Source organism: Isoptericola sp. b408 (assembly GCF_030588085.1).
In the GTDB taxonomy this organism is placed as follows: domain Bacteria; phylum Actinomycetota; class Actinomycetes; order Actinomycetales; family Cellulomonadaceae; genus Isoptericola; species Isoptericola sediminis.
Window position 1 is genome coordinate 334702 of the sequence record NZ_JAUQYQ010000002.1, and the last position, 25858, is coordinate 360559.

24 protein-coding genes are annotated in these 25858 nt (G+C 72.1%); 12 read left to right on the plus strand and 12 right to left on the minus strand.

The window, feature by feature from the left end; genetic code table 11:
* The first annotated feature begins 157 nt into the window (after window positions 1-157).
* Genes coxB through Q6347_RS07220 form a run of 3 tightly spaced genes read left to right on the plus strand, consistent with a single transcriptional unit; the run spans window position 158 to window position 3317 of the window.
* Window positions 158-1081: a cytochrome c oxidase subunit II gene (gene coxB, locus Q6347_RS07210; protein ID WP_246246733.1), complete on the plus strand. Its 924-nt coding sequence runs from the start codon at window positions 158-160 to the stop codon at window positions 1079-1081.
* Window positions 1081-2919 (plus strand): cytochrome c oxidase subunit I, encoded by a 1839-nt coding sequence (gene ctaD, locus Q6347_RS07215; RefSeq protein WP_171248079.1) that lies wholly within the window; start codon window positions 1081-1083, stop codon window positions 2917-2919. Before coxB ends, ctaD begins: the two co-directional genes overlap by 1 nt.
* Window positions 2916-3317: a cytochrome c oxidase subunit 4 gene (locus Q6347_RS07220; protein WP_171248080.1), complete on the plus strand. Its 402-nt coding sequence runs from the start codon at window positions 2916-2918 to the stop codon at window positions 3315-3317. The genes ctaD and Q6347_RS07220 overlap by 4 nt, the downstream gene beginning before the upstream one ends.
* Before the next feature lie 551 nt (window positions 3318-3868).
* Here Q6347_RS07220 and Q6347_RS07225 read toward each other — a convergent pair.
* From Q6347_RS07225 to Q6347_RS07245, 5 genes are all read right to left on the minus strand, one after another.
* On the minus strand, window positions 3869-4492 hold the full coding sequence (locus Q6347_RS07225) for a superoxide dismutase (RefSeq protein WP_171248081.1): 624 nt from the start codon (window positions 4490-4492) through the stop codon (window positions 3869-3871).
* Between the two features lie 177 nt (window positions 4493-4669).
* Window positions 4670-6376: a cytochrome bc complex cytochrome b subunit gene (locus Q6347_RS07230; protein ID WP_171248082.1), complete on the minus strand. Its 1707-nt coding sequence runs from the start codon at window positions 6374-6376 to the stop codon at window positions 4670-4672.
* Entirely contained in the window at window positions 6373-7422 is a 1050-nt protein-coding gene (locus tag Q6347_RS07235) for a ubiquinol-cytochrome c reductase iron-sulfur subunit (RefSeq protein ID WP_304604208.1), read from the minus strand. The genes Q6347_RS07230 and Q6347_RS07235 overlap by 4 nt, the downstream gene beginning before the upstream one ends.
* Window positions 7419-8201 (minus strand): c-type cytochrome, encoded by a 783-nt coding sequence (locus Q6347_RS07240; protein WP_171248084.1) that lies wholly within the window; start codon window positions 8199-8201, stop codon window positions 7419-7421. The genes Q6347_RS07235 and Q6347_RS07240 overlap by 4 nt, the downstream gene beginning before the upstream one ends.
* 70 nt (window positions 8202-8271) lie before the next feature.
* Window positions 8272-8925, minus strand: a complete 654-nt coding sequence (locus Q6347_RS07245) for a heme-copper oxidase subunit III (RefSeq protein ID WP_171248085.1) — start codon at window positions 8923-8925, stop codon at window positions 8272-8274.
* Between the two features lie 203 nt (window positions 8926-9128).
* On the opposite strand from Q6347_RS07245, the gene Q6347_RS07250 reads away from it, so the two are divergent.
* Together Q6347_RS07250 and trpD are read left to right on the plus strand one after the other, a co-directional pair.
* Window positions 9129-9518 carry a response regulator transcription factor gene (locus Q6347_RS07250; protein WP_171248086.1) on the plus strand — a complete coding sequence of 130 codons (390 nt, stop codon included), beginning with the start codon at window positions 9129-9131 and terminating at the stop codon, window positions 9516-9518.
* A gap of 38 nt (window positions 9519-9556) precedes the next feature.
* The gene (gene trpD, locus Q6347_RS07255) at window positions 9557-10621 is read left to right on the plus strand and encodes an anthranilate phosphoribosyltransferase (RefSeq protein ID WP_304604207.1); all 1065 of its coding nucleotides are present in this window, start codon (window positions 9557-9559) and stop codon (window positions 10619-10621) included.
* Window positions 10622-10651: 30 nt separating this feature from the next.
* Here trpD and Q6347_RS07260 read toward each other — a convergent pair whose 3' ends face one another.
* The 3 genes from Q6347_RS07260 to Q6347_RS07270 form a co-directional block, all read right to left on the minus strand.
* Window positions 10652-10933 (minus strand): Lrp/AsnC family transcriptional regulator, encoded by a 282-nt coding sequence (locus Q6347_RS07260; RefSeq protein WP_304607024.1) that lies wholly within the window; start codon window positions 10931-10933, stop codon window positions 10652-10654.
* The gene (locus tag Q6347_RS07265; protein WP_304607025.1) at window positions 10927-12690 is read right to left on the minus strand and encodes a DEDD exonuclease domain-containing protein; all 1764 of its coding nucleotides are present in this window, start codon (window positions 12688-12690) and stop codon (window positions 10927-10929) included. Before Q6347_RS07265 ends, Q6347_RS07260 begins: the two co-directional genes overlap by 7 nt.
* A 93-nt stretch (window positions 12691-12783) precedes the next feature.
* Window positions 12784-14595, minus strand: coding sequence for a long-chain fatty acid--CoA ligase (locus tag Q6347_RS07270; protein ID WP_304604205.1), 1812 nt, complete (start codon window positions 14593-14595; stop codon window positions 12784-12786).
* A 217-nt stretch (window positions 14596-14812) separates the two neighbouring features.
* Between Q6347_RS07270 and Q6347_RS07275 the strand changes: the two genes are divergently transcribed.
* The gene (locus Q6347_RS07275; protein WP_171248091.1) at window positions 14813-15757 is read left to right on the plus strand and encodes an ROK family glucokinase; all 945 of its coding nucleotides are present in this window, start codon (window positions 14813-14815) and stop codon (window positions 15755-15757) included.
* Window positions 15758-15779: 22 nt separating this feature from the next.
* Here the strand turns inward: Q6347_RS07275 and Q6347_RS07280 are convergent, their stop codons facing one another.
* Window positions 15780-16310 (minus strand): hypothetical protein, encoded by a 531-nt coding sequence (locus tag Q6347_RS07280; RefSeq protein ID WP_304604204.1) that lies wholly within the window; start codon window positions 16308-16310, stop codon window positions 15780-15782.
* A 42-nt stretch (window positions 16311-16352) separates the two neighbouring features.
* Between Q6347_RS07280 and Q6347_RS07285 the strand changes: the two genes are divergently transcribed.
* From Q6347_RS07285 to Q6347_RS07295, 3 genes are all read left to right on the plus strand, one after another.
* Window positions 16353-17111, plus strand: a complete 759-nt coding sequence (locus tag Q6347_RS07285; RefSeq protein WP_304604203.1) for a 1-acyl-sn-glycerol-3-phosphate acyltransferase — start codon at window positions 16353-16355, stop codon at window positions 17109-17111.
* Between the two features lie 74 nt (window positions 17112-17185).
* Window positions 17186-18412 (plus strand): pyrophosphate--fructose-6-phosphate 1-phosphotransferase, encoded by a 1227-nt coding sequence (locus Q6347_RS07290; protein ID WP_304604202.1) that lies wholly within the window; start codon window positions 17186-17188, stop codon window positions 18410-18412.
* A gap of 14 nt (window positions 18413-18426) precedes the next feature.
* Window positions 18427-19791 carry a class II 3-deoxy-7-phosphoheptulonate synthase gene (locus Q6347_RS07295; RefSeq protein ID WP_171248094.1) on the plus strand — a complete coding sequence of 455 codons (1365 nt, stop codon included), beginning with the start codon at window positions 18427-18429 and terminating at the stop codon, window positions 19789-19791.
* On the opposite strand, the gene pknB is transcribed toward Q6347_RS07295, so the two are convergent.
* Window positions 19778-21796 carry a Stk1 family PASTA domain-containing Ser/Thr kinase gene (gene pknB / locus Q6347_RS07300; RefSeq protein WP_304607026.1) on the minus strand — a complete coding sequence of 673 codons (2019 nt, stop codon included), beginning with the start codon at window positions 21794-21796 and terminating at the stop codon, window positions 19778-19780. The two genes, Q6347_RS07295 and pknB, sit on opposite strands and share 14 nt — an antisense overlap.
* 53 nt (window positions 21797-21849) lie before the next feature.
* Here pknB and Q6347_RS07305 point away from each other — a divergent pair, with 53 nt between their 5' ends.
* Window positions 21850-22233, plus strand: a complete 384-nt coding sequence (locus tag Q6347_RS07305) for an Rv2175c family DNA-binding protein (protein WP_304604199.1) — start codon at window positions 21850-21852, stop codon at window positions 22231-22233.
* Between the two features lie 7 nt (window positions 22234-22240).
* Here Q6347_RS07305 and Q6347_RS07310 read toward each other — a convergent pair whose 3' ends face one another.
* Window positions 22241-23350: a polyprenyl synthetase family protein gene (locus Q6347_RS07310; RefSeq protein ID WP_304607027.1), complete on the minus strand. Its 1110-nt coding sequence runs from the start codon at window positions 23348-23350 to the stop codon at window positions 22241-22243.
* Window positions 23351-23436: 86 nt separating this feature from the next.
* The gene (locus Q6347_RS07315) at window positions 23437-24000 is read right to left on the minus strand and encodes a hypothetical protein (RefSeq protein WP_304607028.1); all 564 of its coding nucleotides are present in this window, start codon (window positions 23998-24000) and stop codon (window positions 23437-23439) included.
* Between the two features lie 108 nt (window positions 24001-24108).
* Between Q6347_RS07315 and Q6347_RS07320 the strand changes: the two genes are divergently transcribed.
* Together Q6347_RS07320 and Q6347_RS07325 are read left to right on the plus strand one after the other, a co-directional pair.
* On the plus strand, window positions 24109-25275 hold the full coding sequence (locus Q6347_RS07320; RefSeq protein WP_304607029.1) for a DUF4192 domain-containing protein: 1167 nt from the start codon (window positions 24109-24111) through the stop codon (window positions 25273-25275).
* Window positions 25276-25284: 9 nt separating this feature from the next.
* The gene (locus Q6347_RS07325) at window positions 25285-25629 is read left to right on the plus strand and encodes a universal stress protein (protein ID WP_304604195.1); all 345 of its coding nucleotides are present in this window, start codon (window positions 25285-25287) and stop codon (window positions 25627-25629) included.
* Window positions 25630-25858 lie beyond the last annotated feature (229 nt).

Genomic DNA, 25858 nt, shown 5'->3' on the forward strand with positions numbered 1-25858 from the left:
ATGGCGACGTCCAGGGTGATCCCGTCACGTAGGAAGGGGGATCTTCTGGCGTCGGAACGGTGAAGGTCGCGCTAGGCTGCTCCCATCGAGGACGAAGGTCCCACCCGTGCGCCCTGCCTCAGGACGCAGCGGTCGGACGAGACGTGAAAGGCCTCCCTTGCACTCGAAGAGCACCACCCGCACCCGGCGGTCGATGGCGCTGCGTGCGACGGCGCTCGCCGTCGCGGTCGCGGCCTTCGCCACCGGCTGCGCCAGCGACGCCGTCCAGCGCGGCTACCTCCCGGGCTACACCGACGGCCAGGTGACCAACCAGACCGAGCGGATCATGAACCTGTGGAACGGTTCCTGGGTCGCCGCGCTCGCCGTCGGCGTCATCACCTGGGGCCTCATGCTCTGGTGCGTCGCCGCGTACCGGAAGCGCCGCGGCGACGACCGGCTGCCGGTCCAGACCCGCTACCACATGCCGCTCGAGATCATGTACACGATCGTGCCGACGCTCATGATCCTGGTGCTGTTCTTCTACACGAACCGCGACATGACGGCGATCCTCGACACGAGCGAGGAGCCGGACGTCAACATCCACGTCATCGGCAAGCAGTGGAGCTGGGACTTCAACTACCTCGACGACGACGTCTACGAGACCGGCCAGCAGCTGCTCGAGCCCGGCTCGGTGACCGCCGAGGACACCGTCGACGGCGCGCCCGGCACGGCCGAGGAGCTGCCGACGCTCTACCTGCCCGTCGGTGAGCGGGTCGAGTTCACGGTCGACTCCCGCGACGTCATCCACTCGTTCTGGATCCCGGCCTTCCTGTTCAAGATGGACATGATCCCCGGCAAGACGAACACGTTCCAGGTCGTCCCCGAGCGTGAAGGCACCTACGCCGGCAAGTGCGCCGAGCTCTGCGGTGAGTTCCACTCCGGGATGCTCTTCAACGTCAAGGTCGTCGACCGTGCCGAGTACGACGCACAGATGGAGGAGCTGCGCGCCCAGGGCCAGACCGGCGAGCTCGGCCTGGACCTGAACCGCCAGCAGAGCTCCGAGTACTCCAGTGAAGAGACGATCCCGGAGGTCGAGGGCTGATGGCCACCACCGAGACCGCCTACGGCGCCGCCGAGGCCATCCCCGGCCTGCAGCCGAGGCGACAGACGCTGGGTCGCACCGTGGTCAAGTGGATCACCTCCACCGACCACAAGACGATCGGCTACATGTACCTCATCACGTCGTTCTTCTGGTTCGCCGTGGGAGGCATCCTCGCGCTGCTCATCCGCGCCGAGCTCTTCGCGCCGGGCATCCAGCTCGTGCAGAGCAAGGAGCAGTACAACCAGCTCTTCACGATGCACGGCACGATCATGCTGCTGCTGTTCGCGACGCCGCTGTTCGCCGGCTTCGCCAACGTGATCATGCCGCTGCAGATCGGCTCGCCCGACGTCGCGTTCCCGCGGCTGAACATGCTGGCCTACTGGATGTTCCTGTTCGGCGGGCTCATCGCGGCCGGCGGCTTCTTCACGCCGCAGGGGGCCGCCTCGTTCGGCTGGTTCGCCTACGCGCCGCTGTCGAACACGACCTTCAGTCCAGGGCTCGGCGGTGACCTGTGGGTCTTCGGCCTCGCCCTCGGTGGTTTCGGCACCATCCTCGGTGCCGTCAACTTCATCACCACGATCATCTGCATGCGCGCCCCGGGCATGACGATGTTCCGGATGCCGATCTTCACCTGGAACACCCTGGTGACGAGCCTGCTGGTCCTCATGGCCTTCCCGCCGCTGGCCTCCGCGCTCTTCGCGCTCGGTGCCGACCGCCGGTTCGACGCCCAGGTGTTCAACCCGGACAACGGGGGAGCGGTGCTCTGGCAGCACCTCTTCTGGTTCTTCGGCCACCCCGAGGTGTACATCATCGCGCTGCCGTTCTTCGGCATCGTCTCCGAGATCTTCCCGGTGTTCAGCCGCAAGCCGATCTTCGGCTACAAGGGTCTGGTCTACGCGACCATCGCGATCGCGGCCCTGTCGGTCACGGTGTGGGCCCACCACATGTACGTCACCGGTGCGGTGCTGCTGCCGTTCTTCGCGTTCATGACGATGCTCATCGCCATCCCGACCGGTGTGAAGTTCTTCAACTGGATCGGCACCCTGTGGCGAGGCAAGCTCACCTTCGAGACGCCGATGCTCTGGTCGATCGGCTTCCTGGTGACCTTCCTCTTCGGCGGTCTGACCGGCATCATCCTGTCCAGCCCGGCGCTCGACTTCCACCTGTCGGACTCGTACTTCGTCGTCGCCCACTTCCACTACGTCGTCTTCGGCACCGTGGTCTTCGCGATGTTCGCCGGCTTCTACTTCTGGTGGCCGAAGTTCACCGGGCGGATGCTCAACGAGCGCCTCGGCAAGATCCACTTCTGGATCCTGTTCGTCGGCTTCCACATGACGTTCCTCGTCCAGCACTGGCTCGGCGTCGAGGGCATGCCCCGCCGCTACGCCGACTACCTGCCCGAGGAAGGCTTCACCTGGGAGAACCAGCTCTCGACGGTCGGGGCGTTCATCCTCGCCGCGTCCACGCTGCCGTTCCTGTGGAACGTCTACACGACCTGGCGCAACGCGCCGAAGGTCACCGTGGACGACCCGTGGGGCTACAGCCGCTCCCTCGAGTGGGCGACGTCCTGCCCGCCGCCGCGGCACAACTTCACCTCGCTGCCGCGGATCCGTTCCGAGTCGCCGGCGTTCGACCTCCACCACCCGGAGGTGGCCGCGATGGAGGACCCGCACCTGAACCAGGGCGCCCTGGACCAGGTCTACGGCGGCGCGGACCGGACCGGCCAGTACGAGATGGTCGAGGAGCTCAGCTGGAAGGACTACCCGGAGAAGCACCAGTCGAGCACCACCGTCGTCGACGCTGACCGCCCCGCCGAGGGCGAGGAGGACACCAAGTGAAGATCGAGATCCGCCTCTTCGTCTGGACGGCACCGTTCTTCGTGCTGGTCGGCGTGGTGTACGGCCTCTGGAGCGGTTTCACCGAGCCGGTCGGGTACCTCGGCATCCCGCTCGTCGGTGCTCTGATGGCGATGATCGGTGCCTACCTGGTCGTCCAGGCCAAGCACACCGACCCGCGTCCGGAGGACGACGAGAACGGTGAGATCGAGCAGGGCGCCGGCGACCAGGGCGTCTACGCCCCGTGGTCCTGGTGGCCCCTGGTGCTCGGCATCGCCGCCGCCGTCAGCTTCCTGAGCCTGGCCGTGGGCTGGTGGGTGCTCTACATCGGCGCGATCATCGGGATCGTCGGCCTGGTCGGCTGGGTCTTCGAGTTCAGCCGGGGCCAGCACGCCCACTGATCGTCAGCATCTCCCGAGAGGCGCTCCGCACCGTCTGGTGCGGGGCGCCTCTTGTCGTCTCCCGGCCCCGCCCTGGCCCGAGGCCCCCTCCACGCCCAGTCAGGCCGCCCTGCGCCGACTCAGGACCTCTCCGGCCGACTCAGGGCTTTTCTCGCCGAGTCAGGGCTTTTCTCGCCGAGTCAGGACGCCTCACGCCCAGTCAGGACTGCGGGGAGCGAGTGCAACCGGCCCATCTCGCCATGACGCGCCCGGACACCGTCGTTCGGATGGGACCAGGGGAGAGGGGGCGTCCACGGCCAGGCGTGCCGGCCCGCCAGAGGGCCTCGATCGGCCCTGTGCCGCCCTGACCCGCCACAGGCCGCCCTGACCCGCGCAGAAGGCGCAGCGCAGACTCCCCGTGCTGCCCAGGCCGAGCGGCCCGGAGAAGCGCGTAGACGCGTTCTCGGGGCAGTTCGAAGGTCGTGGGAACACGCGAGAGGACCCCGCACGCAACGGCGTGCGGGGCCCTCCGTCGGCCGCCGTCGTGACGGCGGCCGCAGGCTCGGACGAGCTCAGGCGGTGAGGAGCCCGTTCGTGGCGGTGCGGGCGCGCTCGAGGCGGGCGGCCACGTCCTGCCAGTTGGCCAGGTTCCAGAACGCCTTGACGTAGTCGGCCTTGACGTTCAGGTAGTCCAGGTAGAAGGCGTGCTCCCACATGTCGAGCATCAGCAGCGGGGTGATGCCGACGGGGACGTTGGCCTGCTGGTCGAACAGCTGGAAGATCAGCATCTTCTGGCCGATGGAGTCCCAGCCGAGCACGGCCCAGCCGGAGCCCTGGATGCCGGTCGCGGTCGCGGCGAAGTGCGCCTGGAACGCGGAGAAGGAGCCGAACTGGTCCTTGATGGCCTCCGCCAGCTCACCCTCGGGCTCGCCACCGCCCTCGGGGGACAGGTTGTGCCAGAAGATCGTGTGGTTGGTGTGCCCGCCGAGGTTGAACGCGAGGTTCTTCTCGTGCAGGTTCACTGCCGCGAGGTCGCCCGACTCGCGCGCCTCGGCCAGCTTGTCCAGCGCGGTGTTCGCGCCGGAGACATAGGTCGCATGGTGCTTGTCGTGGTGCAGCTCCATGATCTTGCCGCTGATGTGCGGCTCGAGCGCGCTGTAGTCGTAGGGCAGGTCAGGCAGCGTGTAGACGGCCATGCTGGGTACCTCCGGTGTCAGGCCGCACGACACCCGGTGGGCGTGCGCGGCGTGTTCTCGTCGTCCCGGTGGGTCGGCCGTGCCGACCCCCGGTGCAGGATAGACAGAGACCCGCGCACCCTGCCCGCCGGAGCGGGCGATGGGTGCGCGGGTCTCGGTCGCGACCTGGCAGGAGTCTCAGCGCTCCCGCTCGACGCTCTCCGCCCCCGTGGTGACCTCGGGGGACTTCCTCTCGGCAGCGATCTCGTCGTGCTCGCCGTGCGAGTGCGCGGCGGCGAGCTCGGCCGGGGTCACCGGCTCGACGCGGTCCTCGTAGAAGAACCGGGACAGACGCTGCCAGCGCTTGTCCTTCTGGTAGCCCTTGCGCTTGACGCCGCGGGCGTCGGTCGCGGGCTCGATCTCCAGCGGCTTGTGCGCCGTGTAGTTGACGCGCAGCCAGCGCTCCTGCTCGTCCAGCGGACGGTGGACCTCGATGTACTCGCCGTTGGCGAACCGCACGATCCGACCGGTCTCGTGACCGTGGAGCACGAGCTCGCGGTCCTTGCGCTGCAGGCCGAGGCAGATGCGCTTGGTGATCAAGAACGCGAGGACCGGACCGACGAAGAACAGGATGCGGAACGCCCAGGTGATCTGGTTGATCGACATCCCGAAGTGCGTCGCGATGAGGTCGTTCGAGCCGGCGAGCGCCAGGATGATGAACGCGGTCAGGAACCCGACGCCCAGCCCGGTGCGGACCGGGACGTTGCGCGGACGGTCCAGCACGTGGTGCTCGCGCTTGTCACCGGTGACCTTGGCCTCGACGAACGGGTACGCGAACAGGAACAGGAACAGCAGGGTCGGGATGACCACGGCCGGGATCAGCACGTTGAGCGACAACGTGTAGCCGAAGATGACCCACTCCATGCCGGCACCCGGCATCAGGCGTAGCGATCCCTCGAGGAACAGCATGTACCAGTCGGGCTGCGCGCCGGCGCCGACGGGGGAGGGGTCGTACGGTCCGTAGTTCCAGACGTTGTTGATGCTCATCGTGGCACCCATCAGGGCGAGGATGCCGAAGACGATGAAGAAGTTGCCGCCCATCTTGGCGATGTACACCGGGAACAGCGGGTAGCCGACGACGTTCTTGTCGGTGCGGCCGCCGCCCGGGTACTGCGTGTGCTTGTGCAGCACCATGAGGAACAGGTGCACGCCGATGAGGGCGAGGATCAGGGCCGGCACCAGCAGGATGTGCACGGTGAACAGCCGCGGGATGATCTGGTCGCCCGGGAACTCCCCGCCGAAGACGAAGTACGACATGTACGAGCCGATCACCGGGATCGACTTGATGACGCCGTCGGTGATGCGCAGGCCGTTGCCGGAGAGCACGTCGTCCGGCAGCGAGTAGCCGGAGAAGCCGGCGGCCAGGCCCAGGATGAGCAGCACGGTGCCGACGAGCCAGTTGATCTCACGCGGCTTGCGGAACGCACCGGTGAAGAACACGCGCATCATGTGCACGACGATCGCGGCCATGAAGATCAGCGCCGCCCAGTGGTGGATCTGCCGCATGAGCAGACCGCCGCGGACCTCGAAGGAGAGGTCCAGCGTCGAGGCGAACGCCACCGACATCAGCTGCCCCTGCATCGTCTCCGGCCCGGCGCCGTGGTACTCCTCGAGCGCCATCGAGGGGTCGAAGAACATCGTCAGGAACACGCCCGTCAGCAGCAGCACGACGAACGAGAAGAGGGCGATCTCGCCCAGCATGAACGACCAGTGGTCCGGGAAGACCTTGCGCGCGAACTCCTTGACGGCGCCACCGACGCTGGTGCGCTGGTCGAGATAGTCCGCGGCCTTGCCGGCCGGGGTGGTCGGAGCGCCGCTGTTGGACGCGGTGGTGTCGGTGCTCACTTCAGTCGCTCCCAGAAACTCGGTCCGACGGGCTCGGCGAAGTCGTCCTGCGCGATGAGGTAGCCCTCGTCGTCGACCGTGATCGGCAGCTGGGGCAGCGGCCGGTTCGCCGGTCCGAAGACGACCTTCGCGCCATCGGCCATGTCAAATGTCGACTGGTGGCACGGGCAGAGCAGGTGATGAGTCTGCTGCTCGTACAGCGCCACCGGGCATCCGACGTGGGTACAGATCTTCGAGTATGCCACGATCCCGTCGTACGACCAGGTCTGCCCCTCGGGGGACTGGTCGGAGCGCAGGTCCTCCGGGTTGAGCCGGACGAGCAGGACGACGGCCTTGGCCTTCTCGGTGATCCATTCGTGCGACTCCATGTACTCCTGAGGGACCTCAGGGATGACGTGGGCCGCGGAACCGACGGTGAGGTCGGCAGCTCGGATGGGGCGTCCCGTGGGGTCGTAGGCGAGGCGCGTGCCCCGCTCCCACAGGGTGTGCCGGAACTTGGAGATGTTCCAGTCGCCGCCGACGCTGGAGATCAGCGGGACGGCGAAGGTCAGGGGGAACAGAGCGAGCGCGGAGACCGCGGCACCCTTGAGCACGCCGCGGCGGGCGATCCCGGAGTCCTCGACGCCGTCCGTGAGGTGCTGGACGGCGACCTCGCGCACCTCGGGCGACGAGGCGAGCTCGTGCCGCTCGTCGACGTGCTCGTGGTCGCTCATGAGCGACTTGGACCAGTGGATCGCCGCGATGCCGATTCCCAGCAGGGAGATCGCCATGGTGACGCCCAGCGCGATCGTCGACAGGCGGACGCCCTCGGTGGTGCCGTCGGGACGGACCGCGAAGTAGGCCACGATGCTGCCGATGGCGCCGAGGCACGAGATGGCGAACAGCAGCACCACGAGGCGCTCGTTGCGCCGGCGGGCCGCCGGGTCGGTGTCGGTCAGCCGCAGCTTGTGGGCGGGGACGCCGGGGTCGGTGAAACGCTCCGGGTCCTGGGCGCCCGACGTCGTGGTGACGTCGCGGCCGGGGGTGGGGTTCTGGTTCTCGCTCACGAGGACTTCGCTCCGATCCACACAGCGGCACCGATCATCAGCCCGAGGCCGACGACCCATGCCCACACGCCTTCACTCACGGGGCCGAGCGACCCGAGGGTCAGCCCGCCGGCCGACCCGTCGCGCTGCTCGAGCAGGTACGCGATGATGTCCCGCTTCTCGTCGGGCGTGATGTTGGCGTCGTTGAAGACCGGCATCGACTGCGGGCCGGTCAGCATGGCCTGATAGATGTTCCGCTCCGAGACTTCGTAGAGCGGCGGGGCCCACTTGCCCTCGGACAGCGCACCGCCGGCGCCGACGGCGTTGTGGCACATCGCGCAGTTGGTGCGGAACAGCAGGGCGCCGTTGGAGGCGTCGCCCTCGGCCCCGTCGACCTGCTCGTCGGTCGGGATCGCGGGACCCGCGCCCAGCGAGGCGACGTAGGCGGCGAGCTGCGCGGTCTGCTCCTCGGTCATCTGTGGGGGCTTCTGCGGAGCCTGCGGACCGTTCGCCTGCATCGGCATCCGGCCCGTCGAGACCTGGAAGTCCACGGACGCCGCGCCCACGCCCACCAGGGACGGGGCCTGGGAGGTGCCCTCGGCGTTCGGGCCGTGGCAGGTGGCGCAGTTGGCCTGGAAGAGGCGGTCGCCCTCTTCGACGTCGTTCGCTGTGCTGGCGGTGTCGGCCGTGGCAGGGCTCGGCGCCAGGACGGCGTACACGCCGCCCGTGAGCAGCAGCGCCAGCAGCATCAGCACGACCGGGGCGGCCCGGTGGTGCCGGCGGGCGGCGAGTGCCTTCACGTAAATGTCCTCGTCTCGAAGGTGGATGGTTCGGGGGCGTCGGCCCGGCGACGGCGCCGGGCCGGAGGGATCACTTCAGGACGTAGATCACCAGGAACAGGGCGATCCACACGACGTCGACGAAGTGCCAGTAGTAGGAGACCACGAGGCCCGTGGTCACCTCGTGGTGGGTGAACCGCTTGGCGCGGAAGGACCGGCCGAGCAGGAAGAGGAAGGCGATGAGGCCGCCGATCACGTGCAGGCCGTGGAACCCGGTGGCCAGGTAGAACACGGAGCCGTAGGCGCTGGAGGAGATCGTCAGGCCGTGCTCGACCAGCTCGGCGTACTCGAAGATCTGGCCGGCGATGAAGAAGGAGCCCATGAGGTAGGTCAGGGTCATCCACTCGTTCATGCCCCACTTGCCCACCTGGAGCAGCGAGCCGGTGCGCACGGGCTGGAAGCGCTCGGCGGCCCAGACGCCCAGCTGGCAGGTGACCGAGGACAGCACCAGGACGGTCGTGTTGATCAGCGGGAAGGTGAAGCTGACCATGTCGGCCTGCGCGGCCCACTCCTCCTCGGGCAACACGGATCGCACCGTGAAGTACATCGCGAAGAGGCCCGCGAAGAACATGAGCTCGCTGGCGAGCCACACGATCGTCCCGACCGAGACGGTGTTCGGTCGGTTCACGGTCACGTGCTGATGGGCGTGGGGGGCAGCAGCCGTTGCGGTCGACACGCGATCCATTATGGCCGACGTGCGGGAGGTTCGAGGACCATCACGACGGTTTCGGTGGAGACGACCACCACGAAATCTGCAGAAACGGGCGGCCAAGGGCCCAGATCGTGACGGATGGCAGGACAGTGCCACGAAAAGACCACGACATCGTGCTGACCGAGGTGACGGACCTGTGCCACGATGCCACCAAACGACTGCGAAAGGGATGCTCGATGACGAACGGCCCCCGGGTGCTGCTGTACAGCGACGACCGCACGGTGCGCGAGCAGGTGCGCCTCGCCGTCGGACCTCGTCTGGGGGCCGACGCGCCGCCGATCGAGTGGACCGAGACCGCCACCGCCCCGGCCGTGACCTCCGCCGTCACCTCCGGACGGTTCGACCTGCTGGTGCTGGACGGCGAGGCCGACAAGGCCGGCGGGATGGGGCTGTGCCGACAGCTCAAGAACGAGGTCTACGACTGCCCGCCCGTCGTGGTGCTGACGGGCCGGCCCGACGACGCCTGGCTGGCATCATGGTCGCTCGCGGACGCCGTCGTGCCGCGCCCGCTCGAGCCCTTCGCGGTGCAGCGCACCGTCGCCGACGCGTTGGCCCGGGCGGCCTGACCTTCTCGTTCGACCGCGTACCCCCGGAGAGGACCGCCGTGCCCACCAGCGACCCCACCGTCCCCACCTGGCCCGGCGTGCTCTCCGCACTCGTCGCGGGCCACGACCTCAGCGCCGAGGAGACCTCCTGGGCGATGGACGAGGTCATGTCGGGCGAGGTGCCGCCGGCCCGCCTGGCCGGTTTCCTGGTCGGCCTGCGGGCCAAGGGGGAGACGGCCGCCGAGCTCACCGGGCTCGCCGACGCGATGCTCGCGCACGCCACGCGCATCGAGGTCCCGGGCCCGTCGGTCGACCTCGTGGGCACGGGCGGGGACCGCCACCACACCGTCAACATCTCCACGATGGCCGCCGTCGTCGTGGCCGGGACCGGCACGCGCGTGGTCAAGCACGGCAACCGCGCCGCCTCTTCCTCGTCCGGGTCGGCCGACGTCCTCGAGGCGCTCGGCGTACGGCTCGACCAGCCGGCCGAGCGGGTCGCGGAGATCGCGCTCGAGGTCGGCATCACCTTCTGCTTCGCCGGGATGTTCCACCCGTCCATGCGTCACGCCGGGACGGCGCGGCGCGACCTGGGGATCGCGACGGCGTTCAACTTCCTGGGGCCGCTGACCAACCCCGCCCAGCCCGCCGCCACGGCCGTGGGCTGCGCGGACGCGCGGATGGCCCCGCTCATGGCCGGCGTGCTCGCCGCCCGGGGCACGCGTGCTCTGGTGTTCCGCGGCGACGACGGCCTCGACGAGCTCGCCGCCACCGGCGGCGCGGACGTGTGGGAGGTGCGCGACGGCGAGGTGGTCGAGCAGCGCCTCGACGCCGCCGCGGACCTGGGCCTGCGCCGCATCGCGATCGAGGACCTGCGGGGCGGCGACGCCGCGCACAACGCCGAGGTGGCGCGAGCGGTGTTCTCCGGTGCCGACCGCGGCCCCGTGCGCGAGACGGTCCTGCTCAACGCCGCCGCGGCGCTCGTCGCGGACGGGTCGCTGCCCGGCACCGCCGAGGGCTCCCTCGTCGAGCGCCTCGCCGCGGGCACCGCGCATGCCGCACGCAGCGTCGACGAGGGCGGCGCCGCCGACGTGCTCGCGCGGTGGGTCGAGGCCACGCAGCACTGAGGACCCGGGACCCGCGGGGGCCCGCGCCGGTCAGTCGTCCAGGCCGAGGGCGAAGGCCTGCTCGAGGTCCAGGTGCGAGTACGCGCGGAACGCGATGAGCGTCTCGGTACGCAGCACGCCCGGGATCTTGCTGATCCCGTCGGCGATGACGTCGGAGAGAGCGTCGTGCTCCTTCACCCGGACCATCGCCACGAGGTCCGCCTTGCCGGTGACCGAGTAGACCTCGCTCACGCCGGGCAGGTCGGTGACGCGGGACGCGACCTCGGGGATCTGGTCGGCGGCGGTGTCGATCAGCACGATGGCGGTCAGCATGCGGCCATCGTATCGGCGGCCTCGCCCACGGCCAGCGCGACCGTGGCCGCCACGTCGTCGAGGTCGGCGTGCGCGACGGCGGACCGGACCGGGCACGTCCACGGGTCCGAGACGTCGACCAGGCGGACGTCGGGCTGGTCGAGCCAGTCCAGGATCAGCGCCGCCTCCTCGGGATGGCACGCCGGGGCCGGCGGCGTCGGCGCGTCGACGACCTCCGCCGTGGCCCGCAGGGCGTGCACGACGGGCCAGGGGTCCTCGCCGGCGCCGGTGACCGCCGTCGCGGCCAGCCGGGCGTGCCGCACCACGACCAGCTCCCAGCCGCCCGCGGGCGTCGGCCGACCGGCGACGAGCTCCGCGCACCGGCTCAGCGGGTCCAGCCGCTGGGCACGCGCCGCGCCGCCGACGAAGGCACGCAGCCGGGCCGTGACCTGCCCGGCCTCCTCGAACCGTTCCTGGGCGGCCAGGCGGGCGACCCGTTCGCCGAGGGCCCGCACCACGACCCCGGGGTCACCGGTCAGCGCCGCGGTCGCCTCCGCCACGACGGCGGCGTAGCCGACGTCGGGCGTCTCGACGGCGGTGCAGGGCGCCGAGCACCGGTCCAGCCCGGCCAGCGCGCACGGGCTGCGTCGTTCCCGGGCCACCAGGGGCAGGCGCTGCGTGCACTGGCGCAGGCTGAGGGCGTCGTGCACGGCCTCGACGGCGGCCGACGCCGTGCGGCGCGAGGTGAACGGGCCGATGTGGGGCGCGTCGCCGCGCACCTCGGAGACCACCGAGAGCCGGGGGTAGGCCTCGTCGGTCAGGCGGACCCACGACCGTCGCTCGGGGTGCTTGGACCGGCGGTTGTAGCGCGGGGCGTGCTCCGCGATGAGGCGGAGCTCGCGCACCCGGGCCTCCAACGGCGTCGCGCACACGACCGGCGTCACGGCGTGGGCGATCCGCACCATCTCGGTCATGCGCCGGCGCTTCTCGGCGGCGGTGAAGTAGGACCGCACGCGCTGACGGATGTTGGTCGAGGTGCCGACGTAGAGCACCTCGTCGTCCGGTCCCCGGAACAGGTACACGCCGGGGGAGGAGGGCAGGCCGTCGGCGAGGGTGGCCTTGCGCCGCACGTCCGCCGGCACCGGGTCGGACGCGGTGGCCAGGTCCTCCAGGTGGGTCACGCCGAGCGGGGCGAGCCGCTCGAGCAGGCCGTGCAGCACGTCCACCGTCGCGCGGGCGTCGGCGAGCGCGCGGTGGTCGGGGGAGGTGCCGGCCCGGAACAGCGCCGCGAGCGTGGACAGCTTGTGGTTGCGGGCCTCGTCGCGCGTCACGACGCGCCGGGCCAGCGGGAGAGTGTCGACGACGGCGAAACCCGGCCAGGCGTAGCCCAGCTCGGCGCAGGCCGCCCGCAGGAAGCCGATGTCGAACGGGGCGTTGTGCGCCACGAGCACGGCGTCGTGCGCGAACTCCAGGAAGCTGGGCAGGACGAGGTCGGGGTCCGGTGCGGTCGCGACCATCGTGGTGGTGATGCCCGTCAGGCGGGCCACGAACGCCGGGACCGGCCGCCCGGGGTTGACCAACGACTGGAACTCGCCGAGCACCTCGCCGCCACGGACCTTGACCGCGCCGATCTCGGTGATCCCGGCGTCGTCGGCACGGCTGCCCGTGGTCTCCAGGTCGACGACGACGAAGGTGACGTCCTGCAGCGGGGTCCCCAGGTCGGCGAACGACGGCTGGACGCTCGTCCCCGGCTGCCCACGGGTGGACGTGATCGACATGGCGGGGACGCTAGCGGCCGCCACCGACAGCAGGTCGGGGCGGCGGTGCCGACGGTGGGGCCGGGCCGGCGAGGTGCCGGCCCGGCCGCACGGTCAGGCGGGGGACTGCGTGCGCGTGTCCTGGTAGAGGGAGTCGATGTCGGCGGAGAAGTCGTCGAGCACGACGTTGCGCCGGACCTTCATCGAGGGCGTGAGGTAGCCGTTCTCGACGGTGAGGTCCTCGGGCAGCACCGAGAACTTGCGGATCGACTCGGCGCGCGAGACCGCCTCGTTGGCCCGCGTGACGGCGTGGTCGAGCGCGGCCAGCACGTCCGGGTCCGACTTGGCCTCCTCGACCGACAGGGTCGGCTTGTCGTGCATCTTGCACCAGCCGGGCAGGCCGTCCGGGTCGAGGGTGATCAGCGCACCGATGAACGGGCGGTTGTCACCGACGACCACGCACTGGCTCACCAGCGCGTGGGCGCGGATGCGGTCCTCCAGCTCGGCGGGGGCGACGTTCTTGCCGCCCGCGGTCACGATGATCTCCTTCTTGCGACCGGTGATCCGCAGGAAGCCGTCGTCGTCCAGCGAGCCGAGGTCACCGGTGCGGAACCATTCGCCGTCGAACGACTCCGCGGTCGCCTCGGCGTTGTCGTGGTAGCCCTTGAACACCTGCACGCCGCGCAGCATGATCTCGCCGTCCTCGGCGATCTTGACCCCGCAGCCCGGCAGCTGTTCCCCGACGGAGCCGATGCGGTTGTTGCTGGGTCGGTTGACGGAGGTCGGGGCCGTCGTCTCGGTGAGGCCGTAGCCCTCGATGATCGTCAGCCCGATGCCGCGGAAGAAGTGGCCGAGCCGCTCGCCCAGCGGGCCGCCGCCGGAGACGGCGTAGCGGGCCTCGCCGCCCAGCGCCGCGCGCAGCTTCTTGTAGACCAGCCGGTCCGCGACCGTGTGCTGCAGGTTCAGCCAGAACGAGGGGCCGCCGGTGTCCTGCGCGCGGGACCACTCGATGGCCGTGGCGGTCGCCCAGTGGAAGATCTTGAGCTTGCCGCCGGCCGCGGCCTTCTGCTCGGCCGAGTTGTAGACCTTCTCGAAGACGCGCGGGACCGCGAGCACATAGGTGGGCTTGAACTCCGCCAGGCCCTCGGTGACGGTCTTGGTGTCGCCCCAGTGGCCGAGCACGGTGCCGCCGGCGATGGCGAGCACCTCGACGAACCGGGCGAAGACGTGCGCGAGCGGCAGGAACAGCAGGGTGCGCCCGCCGTCCTGCTCGAAGACCTCGGGGAGGGCCGCGACGGCGTTCTTCGTGAGCAGCGCGAAGTTGCCGTGCGTGAGCTCGGCGCCCTTGGGCCGCCCGGTGGTCCCGGAGGTGTAGATGATGGTGGCGACGTCGTCGAGCTGCGCGACGGCCCGGCGGCGCTCGATCTCGGCGTCCTCGACCTCCGCGCCGGCGGCGGTGAGCTCGGCGATGGCGCCGTCCTCGAGGGAGAGGACGGCGTGCAGCGTGGGGGCCGAGGCCTGCACCTGCTTGACGGTGTCGGCCATCTCGGCGTCCTCGGCCACCACGAGGGTGGTGCCGGAGTCGGTGACGATCCACTCGACCTGGTCCCGCGAGGACGTCTCGTAGATCGGCACGGCGACGGCGCCGGCCGCCCAGGCCGCGAAGTCGAGCAGGGTCCACTCGTACCGCGTGTGCGACATGATCCCGACGGCCTGGCCCGGCTGGACGCCCTTGGCGACCAGACCCTTCGCGACCGCCACGACCTGCGCGTCGAACTCCGTGCCGCTCACCTTCTCCCACCCGGACGGCCCGGGGCGCTCGAGCACCGTCGCCGAGGGGTCGGGGGAGATCCGGTCGGCGAGCAGGGTGTTCAGGTTGTAGGTGGGGGGCAGCTCAACGAGCTGCGGTGTGGTGGTCTCGTCCATGGCTGACTCCAGTGGCAGGGATGTCCGACGGAGCGTCACGATACCGCGTCGCAAGGCCTGCGTGGGCCATCTCCGGTCACCAGTCGGACGGTGCGTGCGGCGGTCGCGGAGGTCGGTAGGCTGTCCCCGGCGCGACGGAGCGCGCCTCCACCCGGCGTCGGTGCGGCTCACCGGGCCGTGCGACGTCCCCCCGACGAGCGAACGTGAGGTCGTACGCATGCACGCCATCGGAGTCGACATCGGCGGAACCAAGATCGCCGTCGGCGTCGTGGACGAGGCCGGGCGCATCCTGGCGAAGGTCCGGCGGGACACCGTCGCCGACGACGTCGCGAGCATCGACCGTGCGATCGCGGACGCGTGCACCGAGCTGGCCCGGGAGCACGAGGTCGGTGCGATCGGCCTGGCCGCGGCCGGTTTCGTCAGCCCCGACCGGTCCTCGGTGCTGTTCGCGCCGAACATCGCCTGGCGCGAGTACCCGTTGGCGCAGCGCGTCGGCGACCTGCTGGACCTGGACGTCCCGGTCGTCGTGGAGAACGACGCGAACGCGGCCGGCTGGGCGGAGTTCCGCTTCGGTGCGGCCCGGGCCGCCACCGACATGATCATGCTGACCGTCGGGACGGGGCTCGGTGGCGCCGTCGTCGTCGACCGCGAGCTGGTGCGCGGCAAGTGGGGCGTGGCCGCCGAGGTCGGGCACATGCGGGTGGTGCCGGGCGGGCACTACTGCGGCTGCGGCCACGAGGGCTGCTGGGAGCAGTACGCCTCGGGGTCGGCCCTCGTGCGTGACGCCCGGCAGGCGGCGGTGGCCAACCGTGACGCCGCCGCGCGCCTGCTGGAGCTGGCCGGCGGCGACCGCGAGGCCATCCAGGGTCCGCACGTGACGCAGGCGGCCCAGGAGGGCGACCCGCTGGCGATCGACCTGCTCGCGAACCTCGGGCGCTGGATCGGCGAGGGCGCCGCGTCCGTCGCCGCCCTGCTGGACCCGGAGCTGTTCGTGATCGGCGGCGGTGTCGGCGCCGCCGGGGACCTGCTGCTGCTGCCGATCCGCAAGGCCTACGAGGCGCAGCTCTCGGCGCTGGGCCACCGGCCCGTCGCCCAGGTCGAGCTCGCTCAGCACGCCAACGAGGCCGGCATCGTGGGCGCGGCCGACCTGGCCCGACGCTGACGCCGGCGGTCCGGGCGCGGTCTCAGACGACCGCGCCGGGGCCGTCGTCCTCGGGGTCGCGCCGGGCCGGCATGCGCCAGACCAGCACCGCGACGGCAGCGACGAACGCCCCGCCGGCGGCCGGACCCAGCCAGCCGGGCACGACGAGCTGGGCGAGCATCGCGCGCAGGACGACGCTGAGCACGGTGAGCACCGGCACCGCGACGACCACGGTCCAGGCGAGGGTGAGCAGCGGGTCGCGGTGGGTGATCGGCCCCGGGTCCGGCGGCACGAAGTGCGACTCAGTCTCTTCGAGCGCCTCGACCTCGGGGGAGGCCGGCCAGTCCCGGGGGCCGGCCGCCCGCGCGACGGGCGCCGACGGCGCGTCGTCGTCGGTCGGTTCCGGGTCGGTCACCGTCTCCGACGCCGTCCCGCCGACGGTCTCCTCGGGTCGTCCGAGGTCGCGCCCCGACTGCTCCACGTCGCCGAGTCGTGCGACGATATCCGTCCAACGGGCGTCGACGTCGGCGTCCGGGAGGTCGTCCGGATCCGCGTCCCGGTTCGATGAGGCCATGGGAACACTCTATTGTCGTCGGTGACGCCGCGAGGAGGACCGTTGTTCTACTGGGTGATGAAGCACGTGCTGGTCGGACCGGTGCTGCGCATGGCCTTCCGCCCGTGGACCCGTGGTGTGGACAACCTGCCCAGCACCGGCGGTGCGATCCTGGCCAGCAACCACCTCGCCGTCATCGACTCCTTCGTGCTGCCGCTGGTGCTGGACCGGCAGGTGAAGTTCCTCGGCAAGTCGGACTACTTCACCGGCAGCGGGCTGCGCGGCCGGCTGGTGGCCGGGTTCATGCGCGGGGTCGGCACCATCCCGGTGGACCGGTCGGGCGGCAAGGCGAGCGAGGCCGCGCTGCGGACCGGTCTGCGCGTGCTGTCCGAGGGCGAGCTCTTCGGGATCTACCCCGAGGGCACCCGCAGCCCCGACGGCCGCCTCTACCGTGGCAAGACGGGGGTGGCCCGGCTGGCCCTGGAGTCCGGCGCGCCCGTGGTGCCCGTGGCGATGGTCGGGACCGACGTCGCCCAGCCCCTGGGCAAGGTGCTGCCCAAGCCGATGCCCATCGGCGTCGTCATCGGCGAGCCCCTGGACTTCAGCCGGTACCGCGGCATGGAGAACGACCGGTTCGTCCTGCGCGCCGTCACCGACGAGATCGTGTACGCGATCCTGCGCCTGAGCGAGCAGGAGTACGTCGACGTCTACGCGGCCACGGCCAAGGCCCGCATCGCCCAGGGCCTGCCGGTCGACCCGACGCCGGGCAGCTCGGCGTCGGAGCGGGGGCCCGCCACGGACGGGGACCGACCCGAGCGCTGAGACGGGGCCGCGGGGGCGTGACGGCCCTCGTAGGATGGGGAGCGCTGTTCATCCCCTAGGAGAGGTTGCTCCTCATGTCGGTCCGTCGTGTGGCCCTGCTGACCGCCGGTGGTTTCGCCCCGTGCCTGTCCTCCGCGGTCGGTGGCCTCATCGAGCGCTACAACGAGCTCGACCCCTCGATCGAGATCATCGCCTACCAGTACGGCTACCACGGCCTGCTCACCGGCACGAAGATCGAGGTCGGTGCGGAGGCGCGCCGCCAGGCCGGCATCCTGCACCGCTTCGGCGGCTCGCCGATCGGCAACTCGCGCGTGAAGCTGACCAACGCGGCCGACTGCGTCAAGCGCGGCCTCGTCCAGGAGGGTCAGGACCCGCTGCACGTCGCCGCGGAGCAGCTCAAGGCCGACGGCGTGGACGTCCTGCACACCATCGGCGGCGACGACACGAACACGACCGCCGCGGATCTCGCCGCCTACCTGCACGAGAACGACTACGAGCTCACCGTCGTCGGTCTGCCCAAGACCATCGACAACGACGTGGTGCCGATCAAGCAGTCGCTCGGCGCCTGGACCGCCGCCGAGGAGGCGGCCGGGTTCGCTGCCAACGTCATCGGCGAGCACCGCTCCGGCCCGCGCATGCTCATCGTGCACGAGGTCATGGGCCGCCACTGCGGCTGGCTGACGGCCGCCGCCGCCGCGGAGTACCGCAAGTGGCTCGACGCCCAGGAGTTCGCCCCGGCGCTGGGTCTGACCCGCGAGCGCTGGGACGTGCACGCGGTGTTCGTGCCCGAGCTGGCCATCGACATCGATGCCGAGGCCGAGCGCCTCAAGACGGTCATGGACACCCACGGCAACGTCAACATCTTCCTGTCCGAGGGGGCGGGCATGCACGAGATCGTCGCCCAGCTCGAGGCGGCCGGCGAGGAGGTCCAGCGCGACCCGTTCGGCCACGTCAAGCTCGACACGATCAACCCGGGCCAGTGGTTCGCCCAGCAGTTCGCCGAGAAGCTGGGCGCCGAGAAGGTCATGGTCCAGAAGTCCGGCTACTACTCGCGTGCCGCGGCAGCGAACGCCGAGGACCTGCGTCTCATCAAGTCGATGACGGACCTGGCGGTCGAGTGCGCCCTGCGCGGCGAGCCCGGCGTCATCGGCCACGACGAGGAGGACGAGGACAGGCTCAAGGCGATCGCGTTCCCGCGCATCGCCGGCGGCAAGGCCTTCGACGTCCACCAGGAGTGGTTCGGCGAGATGCTGGCCGACCTCGGTCAGTCGCTCGTGCCCGCCCAGCCCACCGAGCACTGAGGCGGACGGGCACCATGAGCACCGCCGTCGACGTCGTCGCGCCCGGGACCGACCCCCAGGGCCTGGACCGGTTCCGTGAGCTGGAGGCCCGGCAGCAGCCGGTGTGGCCGGACGCCGACGCCCTGGACGCCGCCGCCGCCCGCCTGGCGGTCGCGGCGCCCCTCGTGGTGCCCGCCGAGGCCGACACGCTCACCGAACGCCTCGCCGCGGCCGGCCGCGGCGAGGCGTTCCTGCTGCAGGGGGGCGACTGCGCCGAGACCTTCGCGGACGCGAACGCCACCCGCATCCGCAACAAGGTGCGCACCATCCTGCAGATGGCCGTCGTCCTCACCCACGGGGCGAGCACCCCCGTGGTGAAGATGGGCCGGCTCGCCGGCCAGTACGCCAAGCCGCGCTCGGCGGACACCGAGACGCGCGACGGCGTCACCCTGCCGTGCTACCGCGGGGACATGGTCAACGGTCACGCGTTCACCCCCGCGTCGCGGATCCCGGACCCCGCCCGCCTCGAGCAGGCGTACCGGATCTCCGCCGCGACGGCCAACGTGGTGCGTGCCTTCACCCAGGGCGGGTACGCCGACCTGCGGCGTGTGCACGAGTGGAACCGCGGCTTCATGGAGAACCCCGCCTACGCGCGCTACGAGCGCACCGCCACGGAGATCGACCGGGCGATCCGGTTCATGGACGCCTGCGGGGCCGACTTCGACGCCCTGCGCACCGTCGAGTTCTTCCTCAGCCACGAGGCGCTCATCCTCGACTACGAACGTGCCCTGACCCGGGTCGACCCCCGGTCCGGCCGCGCCTACGACACCAGCGCGCACTTCCTGTGGATCGGCGAGCGCACCCGGCAGCTCGACGGCGCGCACGTCGAGTTCCTCTCGCACGTCGCCAACCCGGTCGGGGTCAAGCTCGGCCCGACCACGACGGCGGACGACGCGATCGCGCTGGCCGCCCGGCTCAACCCCGACAACACCCCGGGGCGCCTGACGTTCATCACGCGCATGGGCGCCGGCACGGTGCGCGACGTGCTGCCCGACGTCGTGCGGGGCGTGACCGACGCCGGTCTGGCCGTGACGTGGGTGACCGACCCGATGCACGGCAACACCATCACCTCCGAGAGCGGCTTCAAGACGCGCCGGTTCACCGACGTGCTCGACGAGGTGACCGGGTTCTTCGCGGTGCACCGCGAGCTCGGCACGGTCCCCGGCGGCCTGCACATGGAGCTCACCGGCGACGACGTCACCGAGGTGCTCGGCGGCAGCGAGGAGATCTCCGACGCCGGGCTGGCCGAGCGCTACGAGACGCTCGTCGACCCGCGGCTCAATCACCAGCAGTCGCTCGAGACCGCCTTCCAGGTCGCGGAGATGCTCACCAGACGGTGATCGTCACCGTCGACCCGGCCGGTGCGTCGCCGGTGGGGTCCTGGTCGCGGACCTCGTCGCTGAACGCGGGCAGCCAGCCGCCCAGGAGCCCGTCCACCTCGACCTCGAACCCGGCCTCCTCGAGGGCCGTGGTCGCCTCGCCGGTCGTCATCCCGATCACGTCGGGCACGGCGACCTGCGGCGGGCCCGACGACAGCGTCAGGGTGACGGTGTCCGTGCGGGACGCCGTCTCGCCCTGCTCGGGGTCCTGGCGCAGCACCGTCCCCTCGGCGACCTCCGCCGACGGCTCCGGGTCGGCGTAGGCCGTCCGCAGGCCGAACCCGGCCAGGGCCTCCTCCGCCTCGGCGCCGGTCCGGCCGACCACCTGGGGAACCGTCACGGGAGCCGGTCCGTCCGAGACGGTGAGCGTCACGACGGTGTCGTGCCGTTGCTCGGACCCCTCGGGCACGGAGACGGCCAGGACCCGGCCCTTCGGCGCGCTGTCGTCGTAGGCGCCCTCGACCTCGGTGGTGAACCCCGTTCCCTCCAGCGCCGACCGGGCGTCCTGACGATCGGCACCCACCAGGTTCTCGGGCACCGTCAGCATGCGGACCCCGAGGGAGACGACCAGCGTCACGGCCCCGTCCTGACGGACCCGGTCGCCGGCCGCGGGGTCGGTCGAGACCACGTCCCCGGCGGGGACCTCGTCGTGGTGGCGTTCCTGGACGGTGGCCTCCAGGCCCCGCGAGGACAGCTCGGTGCGCGCGTCCTCGACGGTGACGCCCGTGAGCCCGGCCGGCACGGTCGTCCACGCGCCGGGGCCGGCGGCGAACCACCACCAGGCGCCGGCACCGAGGCTTCCGAGCAGGAGCAGCACCAGGAGCACGGTGCGCAGGACGGCGCCGCGTCGGTCGGTGCGTCCGCCACCGGTCGGCCCGGTGCTCGGCCCGGTGCGGACCGGGGCCGTCATCGTGTGCGTCGGGGCCACGACGAGGTGCTCGGTCCGGTGGCCCGGCCCGGCGTCCTGGGTGAAGAGCGCGGCCGGGATCGCGTCGACGGCGTCCGAGGGCAGCGCCGACGCCCGCGGCTCGCCGTCCGGCCCGGTGGCGTCGTGCTCGTCGTCGGCCGGCACCGGCAGCACGGGCGGTTCCGCGCGCCGCGTGAGCATCTCGTCATCCAATGCCGCGCGCGCGGCGGCGACCGCGGCGCTCGCCGCCGCGGCGTCCACGGGCCGCTGCTGCGGGTCGCGCTCCGTGAAGGAGGCGACGAGGCGGTCGAGCTCCGGCGGCAGCCAGGGCACGCGTTCCGACGGTGCCGGCAGGTCGTCGTGGACGTGGTGGTAGGCCACGCCGATCGCGGGCTCGCCGGGGTAGGGCACGGTGCCGGTGAGCATCTCGGAGAGCAGGACGCCGACGGCGAACACGTCGGTCGCGGGGCCGGCCCCGCGGGACGCGATGACCTCCGGGGCCAGGTAGGCGACCGTGCCGAGGATGGTCCCGCTGGCGGTCGAGGTCACCTCCGTGACGGCGCGCGCCAGACCGAAGTCGGCGACCTTCACCGAGCCGTCGTGGCCCAGCAGGACGTTCTCGGGCTTGACATCCCGGTGCACCAGTCCCACGCGGTGGGCCGCGGCGAGCGCGTCGAGCACCCGGGTGGTGACGTCCAGGGCACGGCCCACCGGCAGCGGTCCCTCCAGCAGCGCGGCGCGCAGGTTGCCGCCCTCCACGTACTCCATCGTCAGGTACGAGGTGTCGCCGTCGAGGCCCTGGTCGAAGACGGCGACGACGCCGGGGTGAGACAGCCGGGCCGAGGCGCGCGCCTCGCGGCGGAAGCGCGAGACGAAGCTCGCGCCGTCGACGCCGTCGGCCAGGTGCGGGTGCATCACCTTGAGCGCGACCTCGCGTCCCAGACGCCGGTCGTGCGCCCGGTAGACGGTGGCCATCCCGCCGCGCGCGACGCGCGCGGCGATCTCGTACCGCCCGTCGACCAGGCGGCCGAGCAGGGGATCGGTCGTCGTGGAGGCCACGGGCCGATCCTACGGGGCCTCGGCCGGGCGGGCGTGGAGGCTAGGCTGGCGCCGTGAGCGATGCACCTGAGCAGACCCCCCTGGACGACCTCGTCGGCGACTGGCTGACCCTGCCCGACCTCGCCGACGCGGTGGGGACCGACGTCAGCAAGGTGCGGGGCATGGTGTCGTCCCGCCACGTGATCGGGGTCAAGCGCGGGGAGCGGACCACCTTCCAGGTGCCGGCCGCGTTCGTCGTCGAGACGTCGGACGGCGGGGCGACGGTGCTCGAGACCCTGCGCGGGACGCTCATCCTGCTCGGGGACGCCGGGTACAGCGACGCCGAGGCCCTGCGGTGGCTGTTCACCGAGGACTCCACGCTCGGCACGACCCCGGTGGGCGCGTTGCGTGCCGGACGGCGCGCGCAGGTGCGCCGGCTGGCGCAGGCGCTCGGCTGAGAACCGGTCAGGCCCGCCGGTCGACGGCGACCCGGGCGAGGTCGGCGAGCACCTCGCGGCCGGGGGAGCTGAGGTCGGACGACGCGAGGCGCTCGAGCGCAGCACTGGCGAGCTCGTCGATGAGGGCCTCGACGTCGTCGACCGCCCCCGAGGCGGTCATGGTGTCCCGCAGCGCGGAGACGTCCTCGGCGGAGAGCTCGGGGTCGCCCAGGTGCTTCGACAGCAGGGCCCGGGCCTCCTCGCCGCCGTCGGCCAGGGTCCGGGCCACCAGCACGGTGTGCTTGCCCTCGCGCAGGTCGTCGCCGGCCGGCTTGCCGGTGACCGCGGGGTCGCCGAACACGCCCAGCAGGTCGTCGCGGAGCTGGAAGGCCTCGCCGACGGGCAGCCCCACGGCGCTGATCGCCTCGACCTCCTCCGCACCGGCGCCGGCCAGCACCGCGCCGAGCGCCAGCGGACGCTCCACCGAGTAGCGCGCCGACTTCGAGCGCAGCACCGTGCGGGCGCGCTGCTCGTCGGCGACGGGGTCCAGGCCCCAGGGCTCGGCCTGCACCAGCACGTCGAGGTACTGGCCGACCACGACCTCGCTCGTCATGGTGTCGAACAGGTCGCGGGCGGCGCGGGCGATCGTGGGCTCGACGGCGTCCAGCGCGGCGGCCGCCTCCCGGTGGCAGGCCACCAGGCACAGGTCGCCCAGCAGGATCGCCACCGCCGTGCCGAACCGCTCGCCGTCGCCCGTCCAGGCGTTGTCGCCGTGCCGTGCGGCGAAGACGCGGTGGGCCGTGGGACGGCCGCGGCGGGTGTCGGAGGCGTCCATCACGTCGTCGTGCAGCAGCGCGGCGGCCTGGAACAGCTCGAGGGCGGCACCGATGCGGACGACGGCGTCACGGGTGGCGCCGGTCGGGGCGCCGCCGTGCGCGCGGAAGGACCAGTAGCAGAAGGCCGCACGCAGGCGCTTGCCGCCGTCGAGCAGCGTGGAGACGTGCTCGGTCAGTGCCGCGGTCCCGGGACCGATCTCCGCGACCTCCTCGCCCAGCCGGGCGAGGTGGGCACGCAGTGCCGTGTCGACGTCCGTGCGGAGGTTCTCGAGTTCGACCAGGGGGGTCGCGGCAGCAGGCATGGGCACAGCCTAAGCGTGCTGAGTAGTTTGGGCCGGTGATCGTGACCCGACCGTGTCCTGCGTGTCCCCGGGCCTTCGTCCGGTGGTCAGGAACCGTCGGTCGGCCCGTCGGCGGCCACCATGCCGGACAACGACACCAGGCGCCGCTCGCCGTCGTCCAGCACGCCGATGAGGACGGTCTCGACCGCCGCCTTCTTGGTGTCCCGCGTGCGGGTGAACACCGACCGCGCGGCGAGCCCGGAGGCCGGGACCTCGTCGGCCTCGGCAAAGCCGGCCTCGTCCAGCCGGCGCGCGTAGGACGCCATGACCTTGCGGGCGGACTGGTTCGTCGCCAGGTTGAGGGAGACCTCCACCAGTCCGTCCTCCGCCGGCAGCGCGGAGCTGGCGAGCACCGTCGCCTTCTTCGGGGCACCCAGCAGACCGGTGGGGAATCCCTGGGCGTAGTCACCGACGGCCGACGACGGGTCGAACGACGGCAGGGCGGTCGGGACGTCGGAGGGGTCGCCCGTGGGGTCGGGGCCCGACGCCGCCCCCTGGCCGTCGGCCGAGCCGCAGCCGCTCACGAGGCACGCCACGAGGGCGGCCGTCGCGACGGCACGCGCGGCGGGTCCCGGCGCGCGGTCGGCACGCGGGCGGCTGGTCGAGGACACGGGGACACCGTAGTGGGCGCTCACCCCCAGCAGGGCCCGTCCCCAGGCCCGGCCGCGGGACGGCCCGGGGCGCGGCGGCCGGGTGTCGCGAGGCGGTGTGCTCGGGTCATGACGACCACCTGTGACCCCGCACCCGACACCGTCCGCCTCCGTGACGCCCACGACCTCCTGGCCGCCGTCCCGTACCGGCTGGGGTTCCGGCCCACCGAGTCCGTCGTCCTGGCCTGCGTGACCGCGTCCGGGCGCCTCGGGCTCGTCGCCCGTGTCGGCCTGCCCGACCTCGCCGGCCCCGGGGACGTCACGGCCGGTCTGGAACCGCTCACCCGTGCCGTCGCGGACGTCGACCCGACCTTCTGCCTGCTCGCCCTGTACACCGCGGGAGAGGTCGCGGCCGCCATGGACCGGGTGGAGGCCGTCCGCCGGGTCGTCGCCCCGACCGTCGAGGTCGACCGCTGGCTCGTGACACCGCACGGGTACCGCGGCCTGGACTGCGACGACGTCGCGTGCTGCCCGCCCGACGGGTTCCCGACCGCCGCCCTCGAGCACGGGCCGGTGGGGGCGGCCCACGTCCTGGCCGGCCGCGCGCTCGCGGACTCGGCGGAGGAGGCCTTCCGCCTCCCGGCCGCCACCGCCGCGGCCCGGGGGCTGGCGGCCCGGGCGGCACGACGCCGCGAGAGCGCCCGACCGACCACCGGCGACGAGGAGGCCGCCCGACGGTGGCGGGGCGAGGCGTGGTCGGCCTGGCGGTCGGCCCTGGGGCAGGTCGACGACGACCCGGCCGCGGACCCCGCGCTGGGCCCGGCCCTGCTCGGCCGCGTCGGTGCCGGCCTGGCCGACCGGCGGGTGCGCGACGCCGCGCTGCTGAGCCTGCTGCCCCGCGGTGACGAGGCCACCGCGGCGACCGTCGAGGGGGTCGAGGACGACGAGGCCGGCGCCGCCCGCGCGATGGCGTCCGTCGTCGACCCCGACCACGCGGTGGCCCCGGACCCGGCGCGGCTGCGACGCGGCGCCGTGGTGCTCGAACAGGTGGTGGCGCACGTGCCCCGGCGTCTGCAGGCGCCACCCCTGACGCTGCTCGCGTTCCTGGCGTGGTGGCAGGGCGACGGCCCGCGGGCGGCGCGGCGTGTCGACGCCGCGCTGGCGATCGACGCGACGTACCGGCTCGCGCGGCTGGTGAACGGTGCGGTGTCGGCGGGGCTGCCGCCCGGGTGGGTCCGGGCCGACCAGCGAGCGGACGGCCCGGCCGGCAGACCCCGGGGCGGCGGCGTCCGGTAGCGTGCAGGCATGGCGATCGTCGTGGGACATTTGAGCACTCCCGAGGGCGAGAAGGCGCTGGCCGCCGCCGAGGCGGAGGCCCTGCAGCGCCAGACGCGACTCGTGGTCATCAGTCCGGGTTCCGGGGGAGAGGACGTCGCGCAGCGGCTGGAGGCCGCGTCGATCGAGCACGTGGTGGTGCCGGGCACCGGCGACCTCGCCGAGGACCTGGTCCGCGAGGCCCTCGAGGCGCAGGCGGAGCTGATCGTCATCGGGCTGCGACGGCGCAGCCCCGTGGGCAAGCTCATCCTGGGCTCCGGCGCACAGCGCATCCTGCTGGAGGCCCCGTGCCCGGTGCTGGCCGTCAAGCCGTGACGCCACGCCGCTGACCCGCGTGTCGCCACGCCGAGGATCCGACAGGGAATAGACGGGCCGTCATCCGGCGTTCACCTGCGTGACCACCGATGACGTACCGGGAAGCGCAGCCGTGGCGAGGCGGCGAGGGGCCTCCGGGCCCCTCTTCCCTGGTACCGCCAGTACAATATAGGTATTCCGCTGCGTCGAGAGGCCCTCGTCCCAGGCTCCGACCGCGGTCCACCGTCTC

Bases quoted from the DNA above. Each gene is read 5' to 3' on its own strand.
- ctaD (WP_171248079.1), top strand. From the start codon at position 1,081: ATGGCCACCACCGAGACCGCCTACGGCGCCGCCGAGGCCATCCCCGGC.
- Q6347_RS07225 (WP_171248081.1), bottom strand. From the start codon at position 4,492: ATGGCCGTCTACACGCTGCCTGACCTGCCCTACGACTACAGCGCGCTC.
- Q6347_RS07245 (WP_171248085.1), bottom strand. From the start codon at position 8,925: ATGGATCGCGTGTCGACCGCAACGGCTGCTGCCCCCCACGCCCATCAG.
- Q6347_RS07250 (WP_171248086.1), top strand. From the start codon at position 9,129: ATGACGAACGGCCCCCGGGTGCTGCTGTACAGCGACGACCGCACGGTG.
- Q6347_RS07260 (WP_304607024.1), bottom strand. From the start codon at position 10,933: ATGCTGACCGCCATCGTGCTGATCGACACCGCCGCCGACCAGATCCCC.
- Q6347_RS07265 (WP_304607025.1), bottom strand. From the start codon at position 12,690: ATGTCGATCACGTCCACCCGTGGGCAGCCGGGGACGAGCGTCCAGCCG.
- Q6347_RS07270 (WP_304604205.1), bottom strand. From the start codon at position 14,595: ATGGACGAGACCACCACACCGCAGCTCGTTGAGCTGCCCCCCACCTAC.
- Q6347_RS07275 (WP_171248091.1), top strand. From the start codon at position 14,813: ATGCACGCCATCGGAGTCGACATCGGCGGAACCAAGATCGCCGTCGGC.
- Q6347_RS07280 (WP_304604204.1), bottom strand. From the start codon at position 16,310: ATGGCCTCATCGAACCGGGACGCGGATCCGGACGACCTCCCGGACGCC.
- Q6347_RS07290 (WP_304604202.1), top strand. From the start codon at position 17,186: ATGTCGGTCCGTCGTGTGGCCCTGCTGACCGCCGGTGGTTTCGCCCCG.
- Q6347_RS07295 (WP_171248094.1), top strand. From the start codon at position 18,427: ATGAGCACCGCCGTCGACGTCGTCGCGCCCGGGACCGACCCCCAGGGC.
- Q6347_RS07310 (WP_304607027.1), bottom strand. From the start codon at position 23,350: ATGCCTGCTGCCGCGACCCCCCTGGTCGAACTCGAGAACCTCCGCACG.
- Q6347_RS07320 (WP_304607029.1), top strand. From the start codon at position 24,109: ATGACGACCACCTGTGACCCCGCACCCGACACCGTCCGCCTCCGTGAC.
- Q6347_RS07325 (WP_304604195.1), top strand. From the start codon at position 25,285: ATGGCGATCGTCGTGGGACATTTGAGCACTCCCGAGGGCGAGAAGGCG.